Genomic DNA, 19919 nt, shown 5'->3' with positions numbered 1-19919 from the left:
GAGGCTCATTAATTCTTACCATTTCAAATGATTAGTTATCCATAAAGGTTTGCTGCCATTCAACAATCGTTTTGGGTCTTTTATCTTTATCTTCAGGCACATTCGTAAAATAGTGAACCCGCAGCGTGCCATTTTTTTCAGGCGCAACATACGCGGCCCACATCAAACCAGCACGGTTATACATAATGATTGATGCACGCTTATTGGCTGCACCTCGCACCCAGGTGGATAATACTTTTGCCCCGCGGTTATCCCGGTCATTGCTATAGATATAGACGTTGGCTGAGGCGACAAACTGGGCGTAATGGTCGCCGACTAACTCACGGAAAAGTTTATCGTTCTTGGTATCAGTAAAAATACCGACCGAGAGTAAGCTCGGAGTCTCACGCGGATCTTTTTCAGCCCGAATATACTGCCCGTCAATAAAGACATCTTTAGGCATCGAAATTCGGCAACCCCAACTGCCATTGCTGTGCACCTGAATTGAACCATCTTTTATCGGGATCAGTAATAACCGGCAGCTTGCTGTATTTTCAATAAGATCAACAACCGCCAACCCTTCAATTTTACGCGCTTCAGCTCTAAAATTACCGGTATTCTCACCGGACCAAGCGCGGCTATCGATACTAAATCCCCACTCAGCAACCCGGGTTATTTTGATAACACCGCCCCGGTCATTCCCTTTGGTGATATTCCACCACTGCCCGTTCCAATCAAAATTTTTGTCAATATCAGACATTGAGGCAATGCCCTGAAAATAGGCGCGCTGAATACAGCTATCACTGGTACAACTGTTAAGGGATTTCTCCCATATTTGTCGTTGCTGATACACTGTTTCTGTATCATATTTAACCAGCATAGACTGATAGATATCGCTAAATGTCTGATCCAGCCAGTGTAAATCTTCGTCACCGCATACGGTGTATTCAACCGGTGTCGCTGCACGCTGGCAGTTAATGGCAAAAGATGACGATGAAATAATCATCGCCAGTAAAAACAAAATGCCGCGAAAGTAAGCAATTCTCATTGTTTAACCCGATAAAAACATGAATTTTTTATTATTGAAAGCTAATAACAACCTAGCTCACTATATCGTTTTTGTGACTAAATATCTAAAACTGGTAATAGAAAACCACCAGACGGCGCTGGCTATTAGCGCAATCCGGTGGTTGTTCTCTACTATTATTACGACAACAATTGTTATTTCTTAAATTGAATCAAAGTTTAACTAAGAATGAGTGGCTTGCATATTATCTGATAAATTAAAAACAGAGACCGCTTCTGTGAGTTGCCGTGCCTGTTCTTCTAACGAGGCGGCGGCGGCGGCGGACTCTTGTACCAGGGAGGCATTCTGTTGTGTGACGCCGTCCATCTCGGCGACAGCTTGCCCAATTTGACCAATCCCGCGGCTTTGTTCGTCAGAAGCGGAGGCAATCTCGCCCATAATATCGGTTACATTGGTCACTGCCTGCACAATGCTGTTCATCGTCTCCCCTGCTTCAGAAACTTGCTGTGAGCCAATATTCACGCGGGATACCGATTCACTGATCAACCCTTCGATTTCTTTCGCCGCTTGTGCACTGCGTTGGGCCAAATTACGAACTTCACTTGCTACAACCGCAAAACCCCGCCCCTGCTCACCGGCCCGGGCTGCTTCAACCGCCGCGTTCAGTGCCAGAATATTGGTTTGGAAGGCGATACTGTTTATCACACCGATAATATCCGCAATACGGCGTGAGCTTTCCGTAATACTGCTCATGGTAGCAACGACATCGTTGACAATCCGCCCGCCATTTTTCGCTGTTGCAGAGGCATTCTCAGCCAACTTACTGGCTTGATGAGCATTTTCGGCGTTCTGTTTCACCGTTGCATTCAATTGTTCCATACTGGCCGCGGTTTCTTCCAGTGCCGCCGCTTGTTGCTCGGTACGGGAAGAGAGGTCCGCATTTCCCGCAGCGATTTCACCGGCTCCGGTATAAATCGCATCGGTACTGTTGCGAATGGTTGATACCGTATTCACCAGACTACTTTGCATTTCACGTAAGTAAGGGATCAATTGCCCGACGCAATTACGCCCAAACTCAGGCATTGGCCGGCCTAATTGCCCTTCAGCTAAGCGCTTAAAGTGCACCTTGATCGACTCCAACGGGCGCACTAAATAACTGACGATGTAGCGATCTGTTAAGAACAGAATAATAACACCGGCAATTAATGCAGCAAAAAGCGCCCGTTGACACCAGTCGACTAATGTCTCAACCCGCAAACTGGCAGCCTCTGTTGCAATATCAACCGCAGAATTGTACTTCTCGACTGTGGCACCGAACTCCCGGCTCAATGGCGGATAATCATTGTTAAATAACTTGTTATAATCTTCAAAGCGATTCTCGGTAACCGCTTTAACCATCGGTTCGATCCCTTTGCTCAAGAGTGTTGACCAGCTTTGAATGGTTTTATCGGTCAAGATTGGATCCATCGACTCATGAGATTGCAGCTTGAATTTTGCCAAATTATCCTGGGTATTTTTCAGTGCTACACCTGCTGAGGCCAATTCACGATCAGCATTGGCAGTTGCCCCACTTTGACGATAAGCCGCAGCACGACTTAAACGAGTAACCACACGAAAATATTGGTCATTACCTCTATTAATAATATTAATGTTTTTTTGTTGGTTAGAACTCAGATGTAATGAACTCGTCAATTGGTTAAGTGAAAATAATGTAAAGGTCGAGACACCTCCCCAGAGCAACAAAAAAATAACAAGAATAGATAATAGCGCCATCCTGATGGTGATATGTTTTAGAAAATTCACGGGAATACCCCTGTGTCTTATTTTTTTAGTTTATTTCCTTGAGATTTCAAGGTGTTTATCGCTGATAATCCCCGCAGGGAAAAAGGTTAATTATCAGGATTAATCACCAAAATAGCATAAAACCAATACAAAAGATCAAGATAACCGATCAATATTAAATAACTGATTGATTTCACCTATTAAAATGTAAATAACGTTCGATAACTTTGATCGAAAACTGATTAATAATGCTCAGTCTTCTCCAAAAAATATGTATTTATTTTGAATATAAATACAGCGACTCATTGCCTATTAACTATTGGAATAGTTAGCCAATCAATTAATTTGCTTACAGATAGATAATTACCTGTTTTTGCAACCGCAGAATTAAATATCTTATTAAAGGCGATTGGACGAGATAAATAAAATAATAACAAAAATTCATATCAAACCATCAGGCACGCTATACAGCAAAATTTAACTATTTATCTGCCATAGCGGGTTTTGCGTTTTTTTAGTAAGGGAACAAGACTGGGGAAATGACAATTTTATTCATTGCGATATGGGCATTGTGCTTAACACAACGGTAAGTGATATGAGAAGAAGAACGGCCAACGATCGCAGGCCGGTATTACACCTCAACTTGCGCTACTCATAGCCCCCAGAGGCAGCCTGAATTAGCTTAAATTATGCTAATGAGTCATGGCCAGCACGCAACTGATCGTCCTGTAAATGGTTTGGTTGGTGCAATATTTCGCCAGAATTCCTGTCTTGGAGATGACCACGCCAATCATCTCTTTCACTAATCACACCACAAATGGTAATAGGAATAATAATTACTACCATTCACCTTATGGCATGATAAATTACGGCCTGGCATCGTTAAATAGAAAGAGAAAACGCCGTTATGTCCCGCTATATGTCTACCTGTAAAACATCCCGTTCTTTGCCTGCTTTGTTGGGCTTGCTGTGCCTGACACTTTGGCTATCCGGCTGTAAACCTGCCGAAGAGAGCAACACATCAGCGGCAGGTGATAGCGCACCCACATGGTCCCGGACGGTGGAAACGGCTAAAGGCCCGGTTACATTAATCCAGCAACCTACACGGATTGTCTCCACCAGTATCACCATCACTGGCACCTTACTGGCGATCAATGCGCCGGTGATTGCCAGTGGAGCGACAGCCCCCAACTCCACTGTCGCAGATAACCAAGGGTTCTTTACTCAATGGTCTGACGTCGCGCAGACAAAAAATTTAGTACCTATATATCAGACTGAACCAAACGCCGAAGCTGTGGCTGGCATGAACCCGGACTTAATTATTATTTCTGCCACCGGAGGGGATTCAGCGGTGAAATTGTATGAGCAGTTATCCGCTATCGCGCCAACCTTAGTGATTAATTACGATGATAAAAGCTGGCAAGAGTTGGCAATGATATTGGGGCAGGCAACCGGTCATGAAACCGATGCAAAAGAGGTGATTGATAAATTTGCCAACCGGCTCAATGAGGTGAAACAGAATATTACCTTACCACCACAGCCGACCTCGGCTTTTGTCTATCAGGCCGCAGGCAGCACCGCGAACGTGTGGACCGAAGACTCAGCACAAGGAAAATTGTTGCAAGCGTTGGGTTTTAGGCTCGCTGAAATACCTGAAACCGTGAAAGGTAACACCAGTATGGGACATCGTAAGGATATTGTTCAGTTAGGTGGCGAGAAGCTGGCTGAAGGTCTGAGCGGTGAAACTATTTTACTCTTCTCCGGTGATCAACCGTCAGTTGATGCATTGAAAAGTAATAAATTTTTAGCACATATTCCAGCGATTGAACACAACCGGGTTTATGCCGTGGGTTATGACACTTTCCGGTTGGATTATTACAGTGCGAGTAATCTGTTAGCTCGAATTGAAGGGATGTTTACACCGCCCCATTGATTGGACGAGTGCGGGTTTTGACGTTGAGGCTGTTCAGGAATGTTGCCGGAAATTCATGCTAACCTACTGAAATATAATAGTAATAAAATCGATAATAATAGTTATTTATTAAAAAGAGTTACAATGCCACTTGATTATTCCCCAGACCAATATTCAACGACACCAGCGCGCCGACGCGGGTCGCTGCTGCTGTTCAGCATTGTTGTCCTGCTATTGGTCATGGCTGCCAGCCTGATGCTGGGTGCCAAAGCTATTCCTTTCTCCGTGGTCTGGCAGAGTTTGCTTGGCACAGAGCACAGCGCTGATAGCATTTTAATCGTTGAATCACGTCTGCCGCGAACCTTGATTGGCGTGCTTGCCGGTGCGGCTCTGGGGTTATCGGGTGCTGTTATCCAAGCCCTAACCCGTAACCCGCTGGCTGATCCCGGTATTCTTGGCGTCAATGCCGGAGCCAGTTTTGCCGTCGCCATCGGTATCATCTTTTTCGGCGTTAGTGCCATCCAGGGTTATCTTATTTCCGCTTTTATCGGCGCGATGTTAACCACACTGGTGGTGTATTGGGTCGGAGCTCAGGGGGGTGGGCGCGTTAATCCTCTGCGCCTGACACTTTCCGGTGTCGCGATTGGCGCAGTATTAATGGGGATTTCATCTGGCATATCACTGACACATCCACTGGTCTTTGATCGTATCCGCTTCTGGCAGGCAGGCTCATTGGATATCCGCAGTATGTCAGTGGTATTGGCCGTCACTCCGGCAATCCTGCTCGGCTGCGTAATCGCCCTGTTGCTGGCGCGGCCACTCAATGCCATGCATATGGGAGAGGATTTGGCTGCCGCGATTGGGGCTAGAATTGTCCAAACCCAATTTTGGGCGGTCATCGCCGTTACCTTGTTGTGCGGTGCTGCTACCGCAGCCGTTGGCCCTATCGCCTTTGTTGGCCTGATGGTTCCCCATATCGCCCGTTGGATTGTCGGGCCAAATCAATGCTGGATTCTCCCATTCACATTAGTGATGACACCTATCCTGTTGCTGGTATCTGACATTATTGGTCGCTTCTTGGTGCCGGGCGAATTACGGGTTTCCGTCGTAACGGCATTTATTGGTGCGCCTTTACTGATCTGGCTCGTTCGACGTAACAAAAGGATGACTGCGCTATGAAGTCTGTCACCTCACCGTGGCTATTTGGCCGCCCTGATGGCGCAATAAATTTGCGCATCCGACCACGCAGTTTAGTTGTTTGCAGCCTGCTGCTGCTGGCCTGCTTGTTGGGCGCACTGCTGGCATTAATGGCCGGGACTCTGGCGTTGACACCTCAACAGGTACTTAGTGCCTTGTTCGGGCAAACCCGTGGAGCGGTGGATATTATCGTCAATCAGTGGCGCTTACCCCGCGCAGTGATGGCGCTTATTTTTGGTGCCGCACTGGGTATCAGTGGCGCAATATTTCAGTCATTAGTACGTAACCCACTCGGTAGCCCTGACATCATCGGCTTTAATATGGGTGCCTATACCGGTGCGTTAGTGGCGATTACGCTGTTTAATGGTAACTATTTCGAGATTGCCAGCAGTGCCTTGGTTGGTGGGTTACTGGCAGCTATTGCGGTGTATCTGCTGGCATATCGGCAAGGGATTCAGGGCTTTCGGCTAATTATTGTCGGCATTGCCATTGGCGCGATGCTAACGGCATTCAATACCTGGCTGACAATCACCGCATCACTGGAGTCGGCGATGACTGCCGCGGCTTGGGGGGCGGGGTCATTGAATGGTCTGAGCTGGGCTAAGGGCCTGCCATCACTGATATTTATCTTTGCCGCGACGATAGCCGCAATGCTGCTAAGCCGCCGCATGCCGCTGCTGGAAATGGGCGATGATGCCGCTGGTGCCTTAGGGGTTCCCGTTGAGAAAACTCGCCTGAGCCTGATGGCGATTGGCGTCATTCTAATGGCTGCCGTCACCGCCGCCGCTGGCCCTATCGCCTTTATTGCGTTAGCCGCACCACAAATAGCGCGGCGTCTGGCGGGCACATCCTCAGTGACGTTAACCACGTCGGCACTGATGGGAGCCTTATTACTGGTTGCCGCCGATCTCTGCGCTCAACACCTATTTCCACCTAATCAATTGCCGGTCGGCGTGGTTACCACCAGCATCGGCGGCCTGTATCTTATTTGGCTTTTAATTCGGGAGTCCGGGCGATCATGAGTATTGTTACCCCTGCAACCACCCTACACCACAGCGCTTTTCCCTCCCGCTTACGGGCCGACGCCCTAACACTGGGCTACGACGGTAAGATAATCAGCCAGAACCTGAGCGTCTCCATTCCTGATGGTGAATTTACGGTGATTGTCGGCCCCAATGCCTGTGGCAAATCAACGCTGCTACGCGCACTGAGCCGTTTGCTGAAACCGCAAGCAGGTCAGGTAATTTTAGACGGTAAGAATATCGCCAGCATTGATACCCGGCAGGTGGCACGTCATTTGGGTTTGTTGCCACAAAGCTCGCAAGCACCGGACGGTATCAGCGTGTTGGATTTGGTAGCGCGTGGCCGTTATCCCCATCAGAAGTTATTACAGCAATGGACACAGGCCGATAAACTGGCGGTCAGTAATGCCATGCAAGCCACCGGTGTCAGTGAACTGGCTGACCGATCAGTGGACGCATTATCTGGTGGGCAACGCCAGCGAGTATGGATAGCCATGGTATTGGCACAGCAGACGCCGCTGTTGCTGTTGGATGAACCCACCACCTATTTAGATATCGCCCATCAGATTGATTTACTGGAGTTATTCAGCAACCTTAATCAGCAACATAACCATACCTTGGTTGCTGTTCTGCATGATCTTAATCATGCCTGCCGTTATGCCACCCATATTATCGCCATGCGCGACGGGCAGATAGTTACACAAGGCCACCCGCGCGAGGTGATCACGGCAGATTTGGTCGAGCAAGTGTTTGGTATGCCGTGTTTGATCATTGATGATCCAGTTTCACATACACCGTTGGTGATACCGAAGGGGCGATTTAAGATTTAGTCAGCAAGCGAGCGGAGGGTGAGTCTGCCCTTTTGCTCGCTTGCAGCGGTTAAGACGCTAACAGACAGCGTAATCCATCAATCAAGCCACCTCGCCAGCATAGAGCATCATGCCCGCCCGCATAAACCCGATACTGTAATCGATGCCCTGCCTGGCGCAGTGCTGCGCTCATGGCTTGATTGACCTGATAAATCACATCTTCACGGCGGCCTGCTTCCATAAAGATATTCAATGGCTGGCTCGCCCCCAATCCCAGAGATACCTGCTTGGTCAACCAGCCCTGACGCTCAGCACTCCCCGCCGTCAGTGCCTTGAAATTATCAACATCAGGCCACCAGAACGAACCAGACTGGCTCAATACACAACCAAAACGCTGTGGCCAATGTAACCCCGCGTATAACGATGCCAACCCACCAAAACTCTGCCCGGCGACCACAGTACGAGACGCTTGTTCAGTAAAAGCGTGTTGCAGTGCAATCTGCGGGAGTAATTCCGTTTGCAATGCCTGCCAGAAATCCTGATTACAAGGCAGCTCTTGCGAACGATGAGTCTGGTCAATGATGTCGATCAACACATAGACGCTGGCAGGTAAACGCCCTGCGGCGGTTTCACTATCCAAAATGCCAAACACCGGCTGCCTGAGTGCCCAATATTGGCCATCCAGCAAGATAGCCAATGGGCGTTCGGCTTTATCTTCAGCCCCCGTTGTCGTTGAATAAATCCACACATTGCGGCTATTGCCCAATAACTGGCTGTGCCAGCGAATCAGTTGCAAACGTTGCGGGTCGGCGGGCAGCGTTTTACCCGCATCAATTGGTTGCCAGGCCGTTTGCGGCAAGGCATCGGCTAAATGAACCGCAGAAAGTGGCATTCCGCGATAACTGCAATGCGCAGCGATCGGGTTTAACGGATCGTTCTCAGCGAGATCCATCAACGAGATCCACCAATTGCGCTGTGCCAGGCGCTGTTGTTGCGGGCTACCGGCTGGCAAATTCAAACATTTCTCTGCTGAGGCAGGAATAAAGCTGTAACTGCCACGAAAATCAGACTCTACCTCTGCCTGCCAATACCAAACATCCGTTTGGCCCAGCCGAGTGAGCGACTCAGGATTGACGCTGTGGTGATCTGTCACGCCGTTAACATCGATATACACGCAACTATATACCGAGTCGCGCGCCTTTCCTTGTTGGTCGCGCCACAGGAAAGTTAGCTTTACTTTGCCGGCTGCTGCCGGTTCAGTCAGGGGCGTTCCCCATTGTGCGATGCGCTGCCACCATGATTCACTGCCCGCCGAAGGATCCTGTAATAACTGCTGACTCTCTGGATATTCGCTCGCCACTCTCACACGCTGCCCTCGTTATGTCATCACACCGGTCACGGTCTATTTATGATTACGTTTTTATTCATTGCTAGCGCGACTACTGCGCGCGATTACAAATGGATATAAGACTTAATATATATAAGGTTATCACCTAAATACAAATAATATTGAGAAGTATTATTATTTGCAATAACATAGTAAGCATTCTCTCCAGTGTGCCAGCCTATCATCGTAATTTAGATATGGGCGATGTGCTATGCGACGGTTATTGGATTGGAATATAACGTTTTTTTGTAACAACCCAGCTAAATAGAGGCAAATAAAGCCCGGTTGGCATCAAGAACCTGACGTATGAGGTTCAAATACTTTCCATTATTGTACTTCCAGGTAGGGATAAATCATGTTTGATATTTCTGGCAAGAAGATACCAACAACATTGCCATTTCGCGCAGGCTGCACAGCAAAGACCTTATTATTCACCACCACCTTGATACTGATACCGTCACTCAACGCATTAGCGGCCACTGCGGCTAAAGAAGATAAATTAGTGGTTGTCGCCAAACCGGGCAGCGGCCAACAAGATGATGGTTTCGTCGCTAAAAACAGCGCCACCGCGACTAAAACTGACACACCACTGATCCGCACCCCACAATCAGTTTCAGTTATTACCCGCCAGCAAATGCAAGATCAAGGAGCGGCTTCTGTGGCACAGGCCCTGCGCTATACCGCCGGTGTCGTGCCGGAATACCGTGGCGGCTCGAATATGAATGACGAAGTGATCATTCGTGGTTTTGGCTATGCCCCGCGTTTTCTCGATGGCTTAAGCTACAACTCATTAGGTGGTGCACGCCGTGGAGGCCAGATAGACCCCTGGCTGCTGGAACGAATTGAAGTAATCCGCGGCCCAGCATCAGTGCTTTACGGCCAGGTGAACCCCGGCGGCCTGATCAATATGGTCAGTAAACGCCCAACAGCGGAAAGTATTCATAAAGTGCAGGTGGGTGCAGGCAATAATAGCCTGGCTGAAGCAGCATTCGACTTCGGTGGCGTGTTGGATGATGAAGGTAAAGTACTCTATCGTTTGAACGGGCTTGGCAGAACACAAGATGATGCCGTAAATACCTTTAAACAGGAGCGTTTTGCTATCGCCCCGGCATTAACCTTTATCCCGAACGAAGACACCACCTTTACCTTACTGACCAGTTATCAGAAAGAACCCAAAGCCGGTTCACGTAACTTCTTGCCAGCCACTGGAACCGTGTTTGGTACTGCATACGGCCATATACCTTACGATTTTAACGTTAGCGACCCGTCATTTGATCAGTCTGAACGCGAGCAGACCTCTGTCGGTTATGCCCTTGAGCATTATATCAATGACACCTTTAAATTCCGCCAGAACCTGCGCTACAGCTATAACAAGCAAGACTACAAGTATCTGGTCTTTATGAATTTGCTGCCAGATAACCGCACCATGACTCGCCGCCCGCAAATCGAGCGCCAGACCATGGCTGAGTTTGCCGTTGATAACCAACTGCAAGCTGATTTCTGGACCGGGCAGTTAAACCATACGGTGCTGACTGGGCTGGATTACAAACGTAGCCGTATTGATAGTCAGTTCTTTATGGGCACCGTGCAGACAAAATACAATCTGGATTGGGTATCACCTGTCTATGGTCTGAATATTAAAGAGAGTGACTTGTCACTCAATAGCAGTGATCTGACCAAACTCGATCAGGTGGGGGTCTATTTACAAGATCAAATTGAACTGGATAAGTGGAATTTCCTCTTATCCGGGCGCTATGACTGGTCACAGTTAAAAACGCTAAGCCGCAAAACCGCCACTCAGGATCAACAAGACGACCATGCCTTTACCGGCCGTGCTGGTGTGTTGTATGCCTTTGATTCCGGTATCTCGCCATATATCAGTTACAGTACTTCATTTGAACCTAGCACCGCCAAAGGCGCGCCGGGGACTGGGGCATTGGACCCGGTTACCGCGCGTCAAGTTGAGCTTGGCCTCAAATATCAGATACCGGGCAGCAGCACCTTGTTGACGACCGCATTGTACGATTTACGCCAGAAAAATATCAGCCAATACGACCAGGCACTGGCCTACAACGTCCCAATTGGTGAAGTACAATCTCAAGGGATCGAAACGCAGTTAAACAGTGAGATTAACGACAATATCAACCTGATTGCTGCCTATACCTACACCAAAGGGAAAGTGCGTGAAACCAAAACACTGGCTGAATTAGGTAAAATGCCAGCCCGCACACCAAGCCATTCCGCCTCACTGTGGGGAATGTATACCTTTGATAAAGGAGTAGTCGATGGCTTATCCACCGGTGTTGGTGTCCGCTATATCGGCCCCAGTTGGGGTGATGCCAAGAACAGCTTTAAAGTCCCGGCGGTGACATTGTATGACTGGATGATGCGTTATGAACTGGGACAAGCTCTGCCAGCGATGAAAGGCACCAGTTTGCAGGTTAGCGTCAACAATGTGTTCAACAAAGAATATGTTGCCAGTTGTGCACAGATGGCAGCTTGCTTCTATGGCAGTGGCCGTGTTGCCACCGCTACTGTCAGTTATGCCTGGTAAGACTTAGGCTTATTCAGCCCACGCCGATTGATGCATAGCGGTGTGGGCTAATAACTCCGCGGGCGTTGGATAATAGCTTAAAGAAAAGTAAATATTTCCGCTAATCAACCCCATTGCGGCTTCAGATATCGAAATAAATAGAATAAATTCAGCAGGCTAACGTTTTAGCAACCTTTTATTTCATTCAGTGCAACCCGATGAAACCATTCTAAAAACAGAGAGATAGCCCTATACTCGCTGGCAGCATTATTTAATATCACCACTCATTCAGGTTAAACATGCCAGCATTTATGGGAGTACCACAGCTTATGCACCGGATGCGCGCCAGTAAAATGCGCATGTGCGGTATGCTGCTGGTTGCCTGCTGGCTGATTCTCAACGCGCAGTTGGCCATCGCCGGCCATCAGTGTGATATTGCCCCTTCTGCCTCGCCGGTATTTACCCAGCATCAAGGGCATATACAGCCTGACCCTTTAGCAACAGAAAACCAAATGCACGACATGCCATCAATGATGGATATGTCTCATGGTCAGGCGCAAAACTCCTTATGTGAAAAACACTGCATCCCTGACTCCGTCCAGTCGGACAGCGGTATGTTGGTGCTGGCCGCCTTACCTACCAATACGGAGTTAGTATTGGCTGATAGGCAGCAAACACCGCGCGTCCAACGCGTTGACTGGCATACGCCCCCCATTGTCGGCCCCCCCACCGAAATCGCTTTCTGCCGTTTTAGAGAATAGATCCAGACATAAATAACCGTTTTCTTCAGGCCACTTAACCGTGGTGTGTTGTGCTTATTCTATGTTTTGGAGTTATTACTATGCGTATCTTATTTAGCGCTGTATCTGCTGTATTACTGCTCTCTTCCCCGCTGTTCGCCGCCAGCCCGGCCATGAGTGAAAGTAGCCCGATGTCTCATGGTAGTCATACAATAATGGCGGATTCTGCACCAGCAGAAAGCTATCACTCCCAAGGCCAGATAAAAACCTGGCATGCCACCCGCGTATCTATCGCTCATTCCGCCATTCCGGCGCTGAGTTGGCCACCGATGACCATGACATTTGACCTGCCGGAGAGCCTGGCCGCACAGCCATTACCCGCAGGTACATCTGTGACATTCAGTTTCCGCCAGACCGAACAAGGCTATCAGCTAACGGCTATCTCAGCACAGCAGCCATAAGGCAGGATAATGATGAACCCTTTATTGAATCACCCACAGCAGGTGCGCCCCACGGCTGCGCTGCCATTAAGACTTGCCGCGCTGTTGATGGCGGCACTTTTCACTCTGCCAGCAGTGGGCTACGCGGCAGATATCACACTGGAACAGGCGCTGGTCTCCGCTGAACGCTACTCAGCCGAGCTGTCAGCCAATCAGCATCAGGTCAATGCACTGGAAAATATGGCCAGTTCAGCCACGCAACTGCCTGATCCAAAATTGAAATTTGGTATTGAAAACCTTCCTGTCGGCGGCAGTAATGCCCGCCGCTTCACCCGCGAGGGCATGACTATGCAGCGGGTCGGTATCATGCAGGACTATATCAGTAGTGATAAGCGACAAAGAAAGGCCGATACCCTGAGTGCCGAAGCGCGAAAAACGGCAGCAGGCAGTGAAACTATCCGAACCCGGCTGCAAAAAGAGACGGCGCAGGCGTGGCTTGATCTCGCGCTAACTGAACAGGCGGTGAGTGCGGCGCAAGTGCTGGTACAAGAAAGCGAAAAACAGCTCGCACTGCAACGGGCCGGCGTTGCCAGTGGTGGCGCATTACCCAGCAGTGTTTTAGATGCGCGCCTGACGTTATCTGCCATGCAAGACAGATTGACCACCGCACAACGTGACGTTGCCTTGGCACAAACCCAGTTGACTCAGTTGACCGGTATTGAGGTCAAGCATATCAGCGGCCCGTTACCACTGTTCGCCCGCCTACCGGCGGATATCACTGTATTGCATGATGCTATCCAACAGCACCCTGAAGTGTTGCTTGCCAGCCGTGAAGCTGACGTTGCCAAAGCCCGCTCCGCACAATCGGCCATTGCCGCCACACCGGACGTTGGGATCGAGGTCTATTACGCTAAACGGGCAGACGAGTATGACGATATGGCAGGCGTTATGATCACCGTTGATTTGCCACTATTCCGCTCACAACGTCAGGATAAAGACTATGCCGCCGATGTATCGCGTTCAATGGAAGCCAACGACCAGCTTACGTTACTCACCCGCGACCACCGGGCGCAACTCGATACTCTGCTGGCGCAATATCAGGCCACACAGCAATTATGGCAGCGCCAGACCGATGAGGTTATACCACTGCAAAAACAGCGGGTTAAATTGGTTATGGCGCAGTATCAGGCCAATAAAAGCGATTTAAGCAGTGTGCTGGAAGCACGGCGTGCCCTGCTCGATAGCCAGCTCAATACCAGTAATGCCGCCAGAGAATTAGCCCGTACCTGGGCTGCCATCCGTTATCTGACCCCGCAGGAGAGCATGCGATGAAAAAGCTATCTAGTTTGACGCTGGTGGCCGTCGCCGTAATCAGTGGCGTTGCCGGTTATCTGTTGGCTAAACCCGCCTCAGAACACCCCACTACGGCTAGCGCTGTGGCTGAAAATACCCCAGCAGAAAATAGCCGGAAGGTGCTGTATTGGTATGATCCTATGTCCCCCGGTCAGCGTTTCGACAAACCTGGCAAATCGCCATTTATGGATATGGAGTTAGTGCCGCGCTATGCCGATGAAGCCGTAGCGCAGGGCGGCGTTAGCATCAGCCCCCGCCAACAGCAGAATTTAGGCGTGCGCACTGCCCCGGCGGAAATGCGATCACTCAACTATCGTCTTGCCGGTTATGGCACAGTGGCAACCGATGAGCGCAGCGTGCAGGTTATCGCGGCGCGGGCTAACGGCATTATTGAACAATTGTATGTACGCGCCAATCAGCAACCGGTCAGTAAAAATCAGCCATTGGCGCAACTATGGGTTCCCGATTGGAGTGCCGCGCAACAAGAGTATCTGGCAATCCGCACCTTGGGTGATAGCCAACTGACGGCCGCCGCTCGCCAACGGCTACAACTGCAATTTATGCCAGAAGAGGTAATTCGCAGTGTCGAAAAAAGCGGCCAGCCGCAAACACGGGTCACCTTACGATCCCCGTCTGAGGGGTATGTGAATAAGTTGGATATTCGGGCCGGTTCACAAGTGACTGCGACACAATCACTGTTTGAATTAGCCAGCCTTGATCCGGTATGGATAGTGGTGGACTATCCGCAATCACAAGCCAGTTTAGTCACTATCGGCAGTACGATTGCCGCCACAACCGCCAGTTGGCCGGGTGAAACCTTCCACGGCACCGTCAGCGAGCTATTACCCAATATGGATCTCGCTACCCGCACCTTAAAAGCGCGTATCGTCCTGGAAAACCCGCAACAAAAGCTGAAACCGGGCATGTACCTGAATGTACAATCCGCGCCAGCAGACAATCTAAAACCGGTATTGGCTATCCCACAAGAAGCCTTGCTGATGTCAGGCAATAGTAACCGAGTGCTGCTGGCTGAAGGCAATGGTCACTTTAAACCGGTGGACGTCAGTACGGGGCAAACTCAGGACGGTTGGACAGAGATAAAATCCGGGCTTAACGCCGGTCAGTTGGTGGTGACCTCAGGTCAATTCCTGATTGATTCAGAAGCCAGTCTGCAAAGCGCTCTGCCACAAATGGAAGATACTCCCGCCTTAACTGAGAATACCACGCCAACAGCGAATAACACTGCCGCAGCACCTGTTGATATCTACTCGGTGCAGGGAACAGTCACCGCTATCAACGGCTCAACAATCACCTTATCCCATGGCCCGATCGCGGCGTTGAAATGGGGGGCGATGACGATGGACTTCCTGCTGCCCGCAGAGCCGTTATCGCCGGAAATCGTCGTCGGTAGCCAGGTTAATTTCACTTTCACCCTCAATGAACAAGGGGCACAGATCCGCCACATCCAGCCGGTAACAAGCAATAGCAGCACCGATACCCACAGGAGCCACCTATGATTGCCGCCATTATCCGCTGGTCACTGCGTAATCGGCTGTTGGTACTGCTTGGCGCGGTGATGATGGCCGCATGGGGCATTTGGTCACTGCAACAAACCCCGCTGGATGCGCTGCCAGACTTGTCAGACACGCAAGTGATCATCCGTGTCAGTTATCCTGGTAAAGCTCCGCAAGTGGTCGAGGATCAGGTGACTTACCCGCTGACAACCACCATGTTATCAGTCCCTGGTGCTAAAACCGTACGCGGTTTCTCGATGTTCGGCGACGCCTATGTCTATGTGCTATTTGATGATGGCACTGATCCTTATTGGGCACGTTCACGGGTGTTGGAGTATCTCAGTCAGGTGCAAGCTACCTTACCGGCTGAAGCCAAAGCCTCGTTGGGGCCAGATGCCACAGGGGTAGGTTGGGTCTATGAATATGCCTTAATCGACAGAACCGGCAAACACAGCCTGGCTGATCTGCGTGCCTTGCAGGATTGGACACTAAAATTTGAGTTGAAAACAGTGCCCAATGTCTCTGAAGTAGCCAGTGTCGGGGGCATGGTGCGCCAATATCAAGTTGTTCTCGACCCGGAACGGATGCGAGCGCTGAATCTATCCCATCAACAAATTGCCAGCGCCATTACTGATAGCAATCAGGAAGGCGGTGGTTCGGTGCTGGAAATGGGGGCGGCAGAATATATGGTGCGCGCCAGCGGTTACCTGAAAACACTGGATGATTTCAGGAATATCGTGATAACTGCTCGTGAAGGTATCCCCATTTTACTGTCCGATGTCGCTACCGTGCGGATGGGGCCAGAAATGCGCCGTGGCGTGGCAGAGCTTAATGGTGAAGGGGAAGTTGCCGGTGGCATCATTGTGATGCGCTATGGCAAAAATGCACTGGAAACCATTAACGGCGTGAAAGAGAAGCTGCAACAGATTCAGCGCAGCTTACCGGCTGGGGTGGAAATCGTACCGGTATATGATCGTTCACACCTGATTACTCAAGCCATCGACAGCTTGTCATTCAAATTGCTGGAAGAGTTTTTAGTGGTGGCGGTGATCTGCTCACTGTTTTTGTTCCACTTCCGCTCAGCACTGGTGGCGATCATCACCCTGCCCTTGGGGATTCTTGGCGCGTTTATCGTCATGCACTATCAGGGGGTCAATGCCAATATTATGTCGCTGGGCGGGATCGCCATCGCCATCGGCGCTATGGTGGATGCGGCGATCGTGATGATCGAAAATATGCACAAAGTGTTGGAGCAATGGCGGCGAGATAATCCGGGGAAAACACCTGTCAGTCAGGATTACTGGCGCATTTCAGAACAGGCGGCCATTGAAGTCGGTCCGGCACTGTTTTGCAGTTTACTGATCATCACCTTATCGTTTATTCCGGTCTTTACGTTACAAGCGCAAGAGGGGCGGATGTTCTCTCCGCTGGCTTTTACCAAAACCTATGCCATGGCCGTTTCGGCGGGGTTAGCCATTACGTTAGTACCGGTATTAATGGGCTATTTTATTCGCGGTAAAATCCCTGATGAGAATGCCAACCCCATTAACCGTGGGTTAATCGCCCTTTATCATCCGGTGTTAACCGCCGTACTGGCGCGACCAAAAACCACATTGGCTATCGCAGGTATATTACTGCTGGCAACCCTGTATCCATTAAGCCGTTTGGGGAGCGAGTTTATGCCCGCGTTGGATGAAGGTGATTTACTGTATATGCCTTCTACACTGCCGGGGATTTCGGTACGCGAAGCCAGCCATTTACTGCAACAAACCGATCGCTTGATCAAAACCATACCGGAAGTGGCGACAGTATTTGGTAAAGCCGGGAGAGCAGAGACGGCAACAGATCCAGCCCCTCTTACCATGATCGAAACCACCATTCGTTTTAAACCAAAGGATCAATGGCGGCCCGGTATGACCATGGACAAATTGATCGAGGAACTGGACGCTACCGTTAAGGTTCCCGGTATTGCCAATCTGTGGGTGCCACCGATCCGCAATCGGCTGGATATGCTCTCTACCGGCATCAAAAGCCCGGTTGGGATCAAAGTGAATGGCAAAAATGTGCACCAAATTGAGCAGGTGGCACAGCAAATCGAACAAGTGGTGCGCAACGTGCCAGGTGTGACCTCGGCCCTCTCGGAACGACTGGCAGGGGGCCGCTATGTGGATATCAACATTGACCGTCAACGGGCCGCTCGCTATGGCGTTTCAGTAAAAGAGCTGCAATCACTGGTGGCAACCGTGATTGGCGGGCAAAACATCGGTGAAACCATTGAAGGGCGTGAACGTTATCCAATCAACCTGCGCTACCCACGGGAAATACGTGATTCACTGCAAAAATTGCGTGATTTGCCGGTAGTGACTGCCGGTGGTGGGCAAGTTGCACTGTCGGAACTGGCCGATATCAAGGTAACAGAAGGCCCACCGATGCTGAAAAGTGAAAATGCGCGCTTATCTGACTGGGTCTATGTTGATCTACGTGGCCGAGATTTGAAATCAGCCGTGACTGAAATGCAGCAAGCGGTGGCACAACAAGTGAAACTGCCGGAAGGCGTCTCTCTTAGCTGGTCTGGGCAGTTTGAATATCTGGAACGGGCAACGGCAAAACTGAAAATTGTGCTACCGGTGACCCTGATGATCATTTTTGTCTTGTTGTATGTCACGTTCAGCAGTATCCGCGACGCCGCTTTAATCATGGCGACACTTCCCTTCGCACTAATTGGCGGGGTGTGGCTGCTGTATGGGTTGGGATATAACTTTTCCGTTGCCGCCGCGGTGGGCTTTATCGCCCTGGCCGGTGTGGCCGCAGAATTTGGCGTAATAATGGTGCTGTATCTCAATCAAGCGGTGAAAAAACATCAGCAACCCGGCATTGCCATGACGGCCAGCCAGATGAGTGCAGCTATTCATGAAGGCGCGGTGCTACGGGTGCGGCCAAAAGCCATGACTGTCGCTACTATTATGGCCGGCTTGCTTCCCATTATGTGGGGGGGCGGGACAGGGGCAGAGGTCATGCAACGTATTGCTGCACCGATGATTGGCGGGATGGTGAGTGCACCACTGCTTTCGATGCTGGTTATTCCTGCGGTGTATATGTTGCTACATAAAAAAGATCGTCAACAGCAATAAAATTCTCATCGCCCTCACTCTTGCCAGATAAGATTGAGGGCATTCTCACGCTTTCTTATAACTTCTCAAATCAGCGGGTGCGACGGAAGGTTAAGTTAATTCGATAAGCGCCGGTCGTAGCGGAAAAACCGGCTTTCAGTGGCAGTACGCCGTGGTAGTTCAAACGGGAAGGCCCACCCCAGACCACAACATCCCCTTCTGTTAATAAGACTCTCAGGCATTTAGCCTCGCGTGCCAGCCCACCAAATTGAAATACCGCAGCTAGCCCCAGCGATACCGAGACTATTGGCTGACGCAGATCCAGCTCATCTTTATCCTGATGTAATGATAATTTAGCCCCTGCCTCGTAGCGATTTATCAAGCAGGCATCTGGCTCAAATTGAGAGAAGCCCGCTTGTTGCGCAGCATCGACAGCTAATGTCATCAACCTTGCCGGAATGGCGGGCCAACTTTTCTCAGTCAAAGGATCAATCGAGCTATAGCGATAACCTTGCTTATCACTCACCCAACCAACCTGACCACAATTACTCATGGCGACCGACATTCGGTAGCCCCCAGGGGTAATCAGATGGCGAAAAGGCGCGGCAGTGGTGATAGCAATAACATCAGCAAATAATAATGCGGCCTGCTGCCGTGCATAATGATGTAAAACAACCGCGCCGGGCGCTAACGTTTCAATCCAGGGATCATGAGGCAACTGATCAAATAAATCCATGGTCATAAAGGTACCTATTGTAGTTATCACTGCTTAGCGATTAAGACTTTAACAGTTTACTCTTCACCCCACACGCCATCACTTGCGATCAAATCATATCGACTAGCCCAGTGGTTATCGCGCCGACAGAGAGATTTATACTGTTAAATTATCGTCTATTTACTTTCGTAACCAATAAAAACAAATATTATATTTAATAGAGTAAAATTATAAAAATGAAAGACTAAAAGAAAAAACAGAAGAATACTAGGCAACTAAATTTATTTAGTCATTTAAATAAAATAGAAAATGAAATTAAGGTAAGAATATATAATGAAACATAATAAACAACACCAAAACCAAATTAATTAACTGCTTGTTAAGAATAATTATCAGATG

General features: G+C 49.6%; 14 protein-coding genes. 10 read left to right on the top strand and 4 right to left on the bottom strand.

What is annotated here, in order from left to right; genetic code table 11:
* Positions 1-31: 31 nt before the first annotated feature.
* Both EL015_RS03175 and EL015_RS03170 read right to left on the bottom strand, forming a co-directional pair.
* Positions 32-1027 carry a lysozyme inhibitor LprI family protein gene (locus tag EL015_RS03175; protein ID WP_005188128.1) on the bottom strand — a complete coding sequence of 332 codons (996 nt, stop codon included), beginning with the start codon at positions 1025-1027 and terminating at the stop codon, positions 32-34.
* Positions 1028-1228: 201 nt separating this feature from the next.
* The gene (locus tag EL015_RS03170; protein WP_005188133.1) at positions 1229-2809 is read right to left on the bottom strand and encodes a methyl-accepting chemotaxis protein; all 1581 of its coding nucleotides are present in this window, start codon (positions 2807-2809) and stop codon (positions 1229-1231) included.
* Positions 2810-3695: 886 nt separating this feature from the next.
* Between EL015_RS03170 and fepB the strand changes: the two genes are divergently transcribed.
* The 4 genes from fepB (at position 3696) to EL015_RS03150 (ending at position 7749) form a co-directional block, all read left to right on the top strand.
* Positions 3696-4721, top strand: coding sequence for a Fe2+-enterobactin ABC transporter substrate-binding protein (gene fepB / locus EL015_RS03165; protein WP_032906925.1), 1026 nt, complete (start codon positions 3696-3698; stop codon positions 4719-4721).
* A gap of 123 nt (positions 4722-4844) precedes the next feature.
* Entirely contained in the window at positions 4845-5879 is a 1035-nt protein-coding gene (gene fepD / locus EL015_RS03160) for a Fe(3+)-siderophore ABC transporter permease (protein WP_032906941.1), read from the top strand.
* Positions 5876-6919, top strand: coding sequence for an iron-enterobactin ABC transporter permease (gene fepG, locus EL015_RS03155; protein ID WP_032906926.1), 1044 nt, complete (start codon positions 5876-5878; stop codon positions 6917-6919). The genes fepD and fepG overlap by 4 nt, the downstream gene beginning before the upstream one ends.
* Entirely contained in the window at positions 6916-7749 is an 834-nt protein-coding gene (locus EL015_RS03150) for an ABC transporter ATP-binding protein (RefSeq protein WP_050073884.1), read from the top strand. Before fepG ends, EL015_RS03150 begins: the two co-directional genes overlap by 4 nt.
* Before the next feature lie 49 nt (positions 7750-7798).
* On the opposite strand, the gene fes is transcribed toward EL015_RS03150, so the two are convergent.
* The gene (gene fes / locus EL015_RS03145) at positions 7799-9094 is read right to left on the bottom strand and encodes an enterochelin esterase (RefSeq protein ID WP_032906927.1); all 1296 of its coding nucleotides are present in this window, start codon (positions 9092-9094) and stop codon (positions 7799-7801) included.
* A gap of 376 nt (positions 9095-9470) precedes the next feature.
* Between fes and EL015_RS03140 the strand changes: the two genes are divergently transcribed.
* The 6 genes from EL015_RS03140 (at position 9471) to EL015_RS03115 (ending at position 18826) form a co-directional block, all read left to right on the top strand.
* Positions 9471-11669 carry a TonB-dependent siderophore receptor gene (locus EL015_RS03140; RefSeq protein WP_005188164.1) on the top strand — a complete coding sequence of 733 codons (2199 nt, stop codon included), beginning with the start codon at positions 9471-9473 and terminating at the stop codon, positions 11667-11669.
* A gap of 308 nt (positions 11670-11977) precedes the next feature.
* Positions 11978-12409: a hypothetical protein gene (locus EL015_RS03135; protein WP_005188166.1), complete on the top strand. Its 432-nt coding sequence runs from the start codon at positions 11978-11980 to the stop codon at positions 12407-12409.
* Between the two features lie 80 nt (positions 12410-12489).
* Positions 12490-12849: a copper-binding protein gene (locus EL015_RS03130; RefSeq protein WP_005188167.1), complete on the top strand. Its 360-nt coding sequence runs from the start codon at positions 12490-12492 to the stop codon at positions 12847-12849.
* 12 nt (positions 12850-12861) lie between these two features.
* Positions 12862-14160 (top strand): TolC family protein, encoded by a 1299-nt coding sequence (locus EL015_RS03125; protein ID WP_032906943.1) that lies wholly within the window; start codon positions 12862-12864, stop codon positions 14158-14160.
* Positions 14157-15698 carry an efflux RND transporter periplasmic adaptor subunit gene (locus tag EL015_RS03120; RefSeq protein WP_032906928.1) on the top strand — a complete coding sequence of 514 codons (1542 nt, stop codon included), beginning with the start codon at positions 14157-14159 and terminating at the stop codon, positions 15696-15698. The genes EL015_RS03125 and EL015_RS03120 overlap by 4 nt, the downstream gene beginning before the upstream one ends.
* On the top strand, positions 15695-18826 hold the full coding sequence (locus EL015_RS03115; protein ID WP_032906929.1) for an efflux RND transporter permease subunit: 3132 nt from the start codon (positions 15695-15697) through the stop codon (positions 18824-18826). The genes EL015_RS03120 and EL015_RS03115 overlap by 4 nt, the downstream gene beginning before the upstream one ends.
* Positions 18827-18896: 70 nt before the next feature.
* Here EL015_RS03115 and alkB read toward each other — a convergent pair whose 3' ends face one another.
* Positions 18897-19547: a DNA oxidative demethylase AlkB gene (gene alkB, locus EL015_RS03110; RefSeq protein WP_005188171.1), complete on the bottom strand. Its 651-nt coding sequence runs from the start codon at positions 19545-19547 to the stop codon at positions 18897-18899.
* Positions 19548-19919 lie beyond the last annotated feature (372 nt).

The organism is Yersinia intermedia (assembly GCF_900635455.1).
GTDB lineage: Bacteria > Pseudomonadota > Gammaproteobacteria > Enterobacterales > Enterobacteriaceae > Yersinia > Yersinia intermedia.
The sequence above is the reverse complement of the archived record's forward strand: the minus strand, read 5'-3'. Positions and strand labels throughout refer to the sequence as shown.

Coding starts and splice junctions, on each gene's coding strand:
- EL015_RS03175 (WP_005188128.1), bottom strand. CDS start 1,027: ATGAGAATTGCTTACTTTCGCGGCATTTTGTTTTTACTGGCGATGATT.
- fepB (WP_032906925.1), top strand. CDS start 3,696: ATGTCCCGCTATATGTCTACCTGTAAAACATCCCGTTCTTTGCCTGCT.
- fepD (WP_032906941.1), top strand. CDS start 4,845: ATGCCACTTGATTATTCCCCAGACCAATATTCAACGACACCAGCGCGC.
- fepG (WP_032906926.1), top strand. CDS start 5,876: ATGAAGTCTGTCACCTCACCGTGGCTATTTGGCCGCCCTGATGGCGCA.
- EL015_RS03150 (WP_050073884.1), top strand. CDS start 6,916: ATGAGTATTGTTACCCCTGCAACCACCCTACACCACAGCGCTTTTCCC.
- EL015_RS03140 (WP_005188164.1), top strand. CDS start 9,471: ATGTTTGATATTTCTGGCAAGAAGATACCAACAACATTGCCATTTCGC.
- EL015_RS03135 (WP_005188166.1), top strand. CDS start 11,978: ATGCACCGGATGCGCGCCAGTAAAATGCGCATGTGCGGTATGCTGCTG.
- EL015_RS03130 (WP_005188167.1), top strand. CDS start 12,490: ATGCGTATCTTATTTAGCGCTGTATCTGCTGTATTACTGCTCTCTTCC.
- EL015_RS03125 (WP_032906943.1), top strand. CDS start 12,862: ATGAACCCTTTATTGAATCACCCACAGCAGGTGCGCCCCACGGCTGCG.
- EL015_RS03120 (WP_032906928.1), top strand. CDS start 14,157: ATGAAAAAGCTATCTAGTTTGACGCTGGTGGCCGTCGCCGTAATCAGT.
- EL015_RS03115 (WP_032906929.1), top strand. CDS start 15,695: ATGATTGCCGCCATTATCCGCTGGTCACTGCGTAATCGGCTGTTGGTA.
- alkB (WP_005188171.1), bottom strand. CDS start 19,547: ATGACCATGGATTTATTTGATCAGTTGCCTCATGATCCCTGGATTGAA.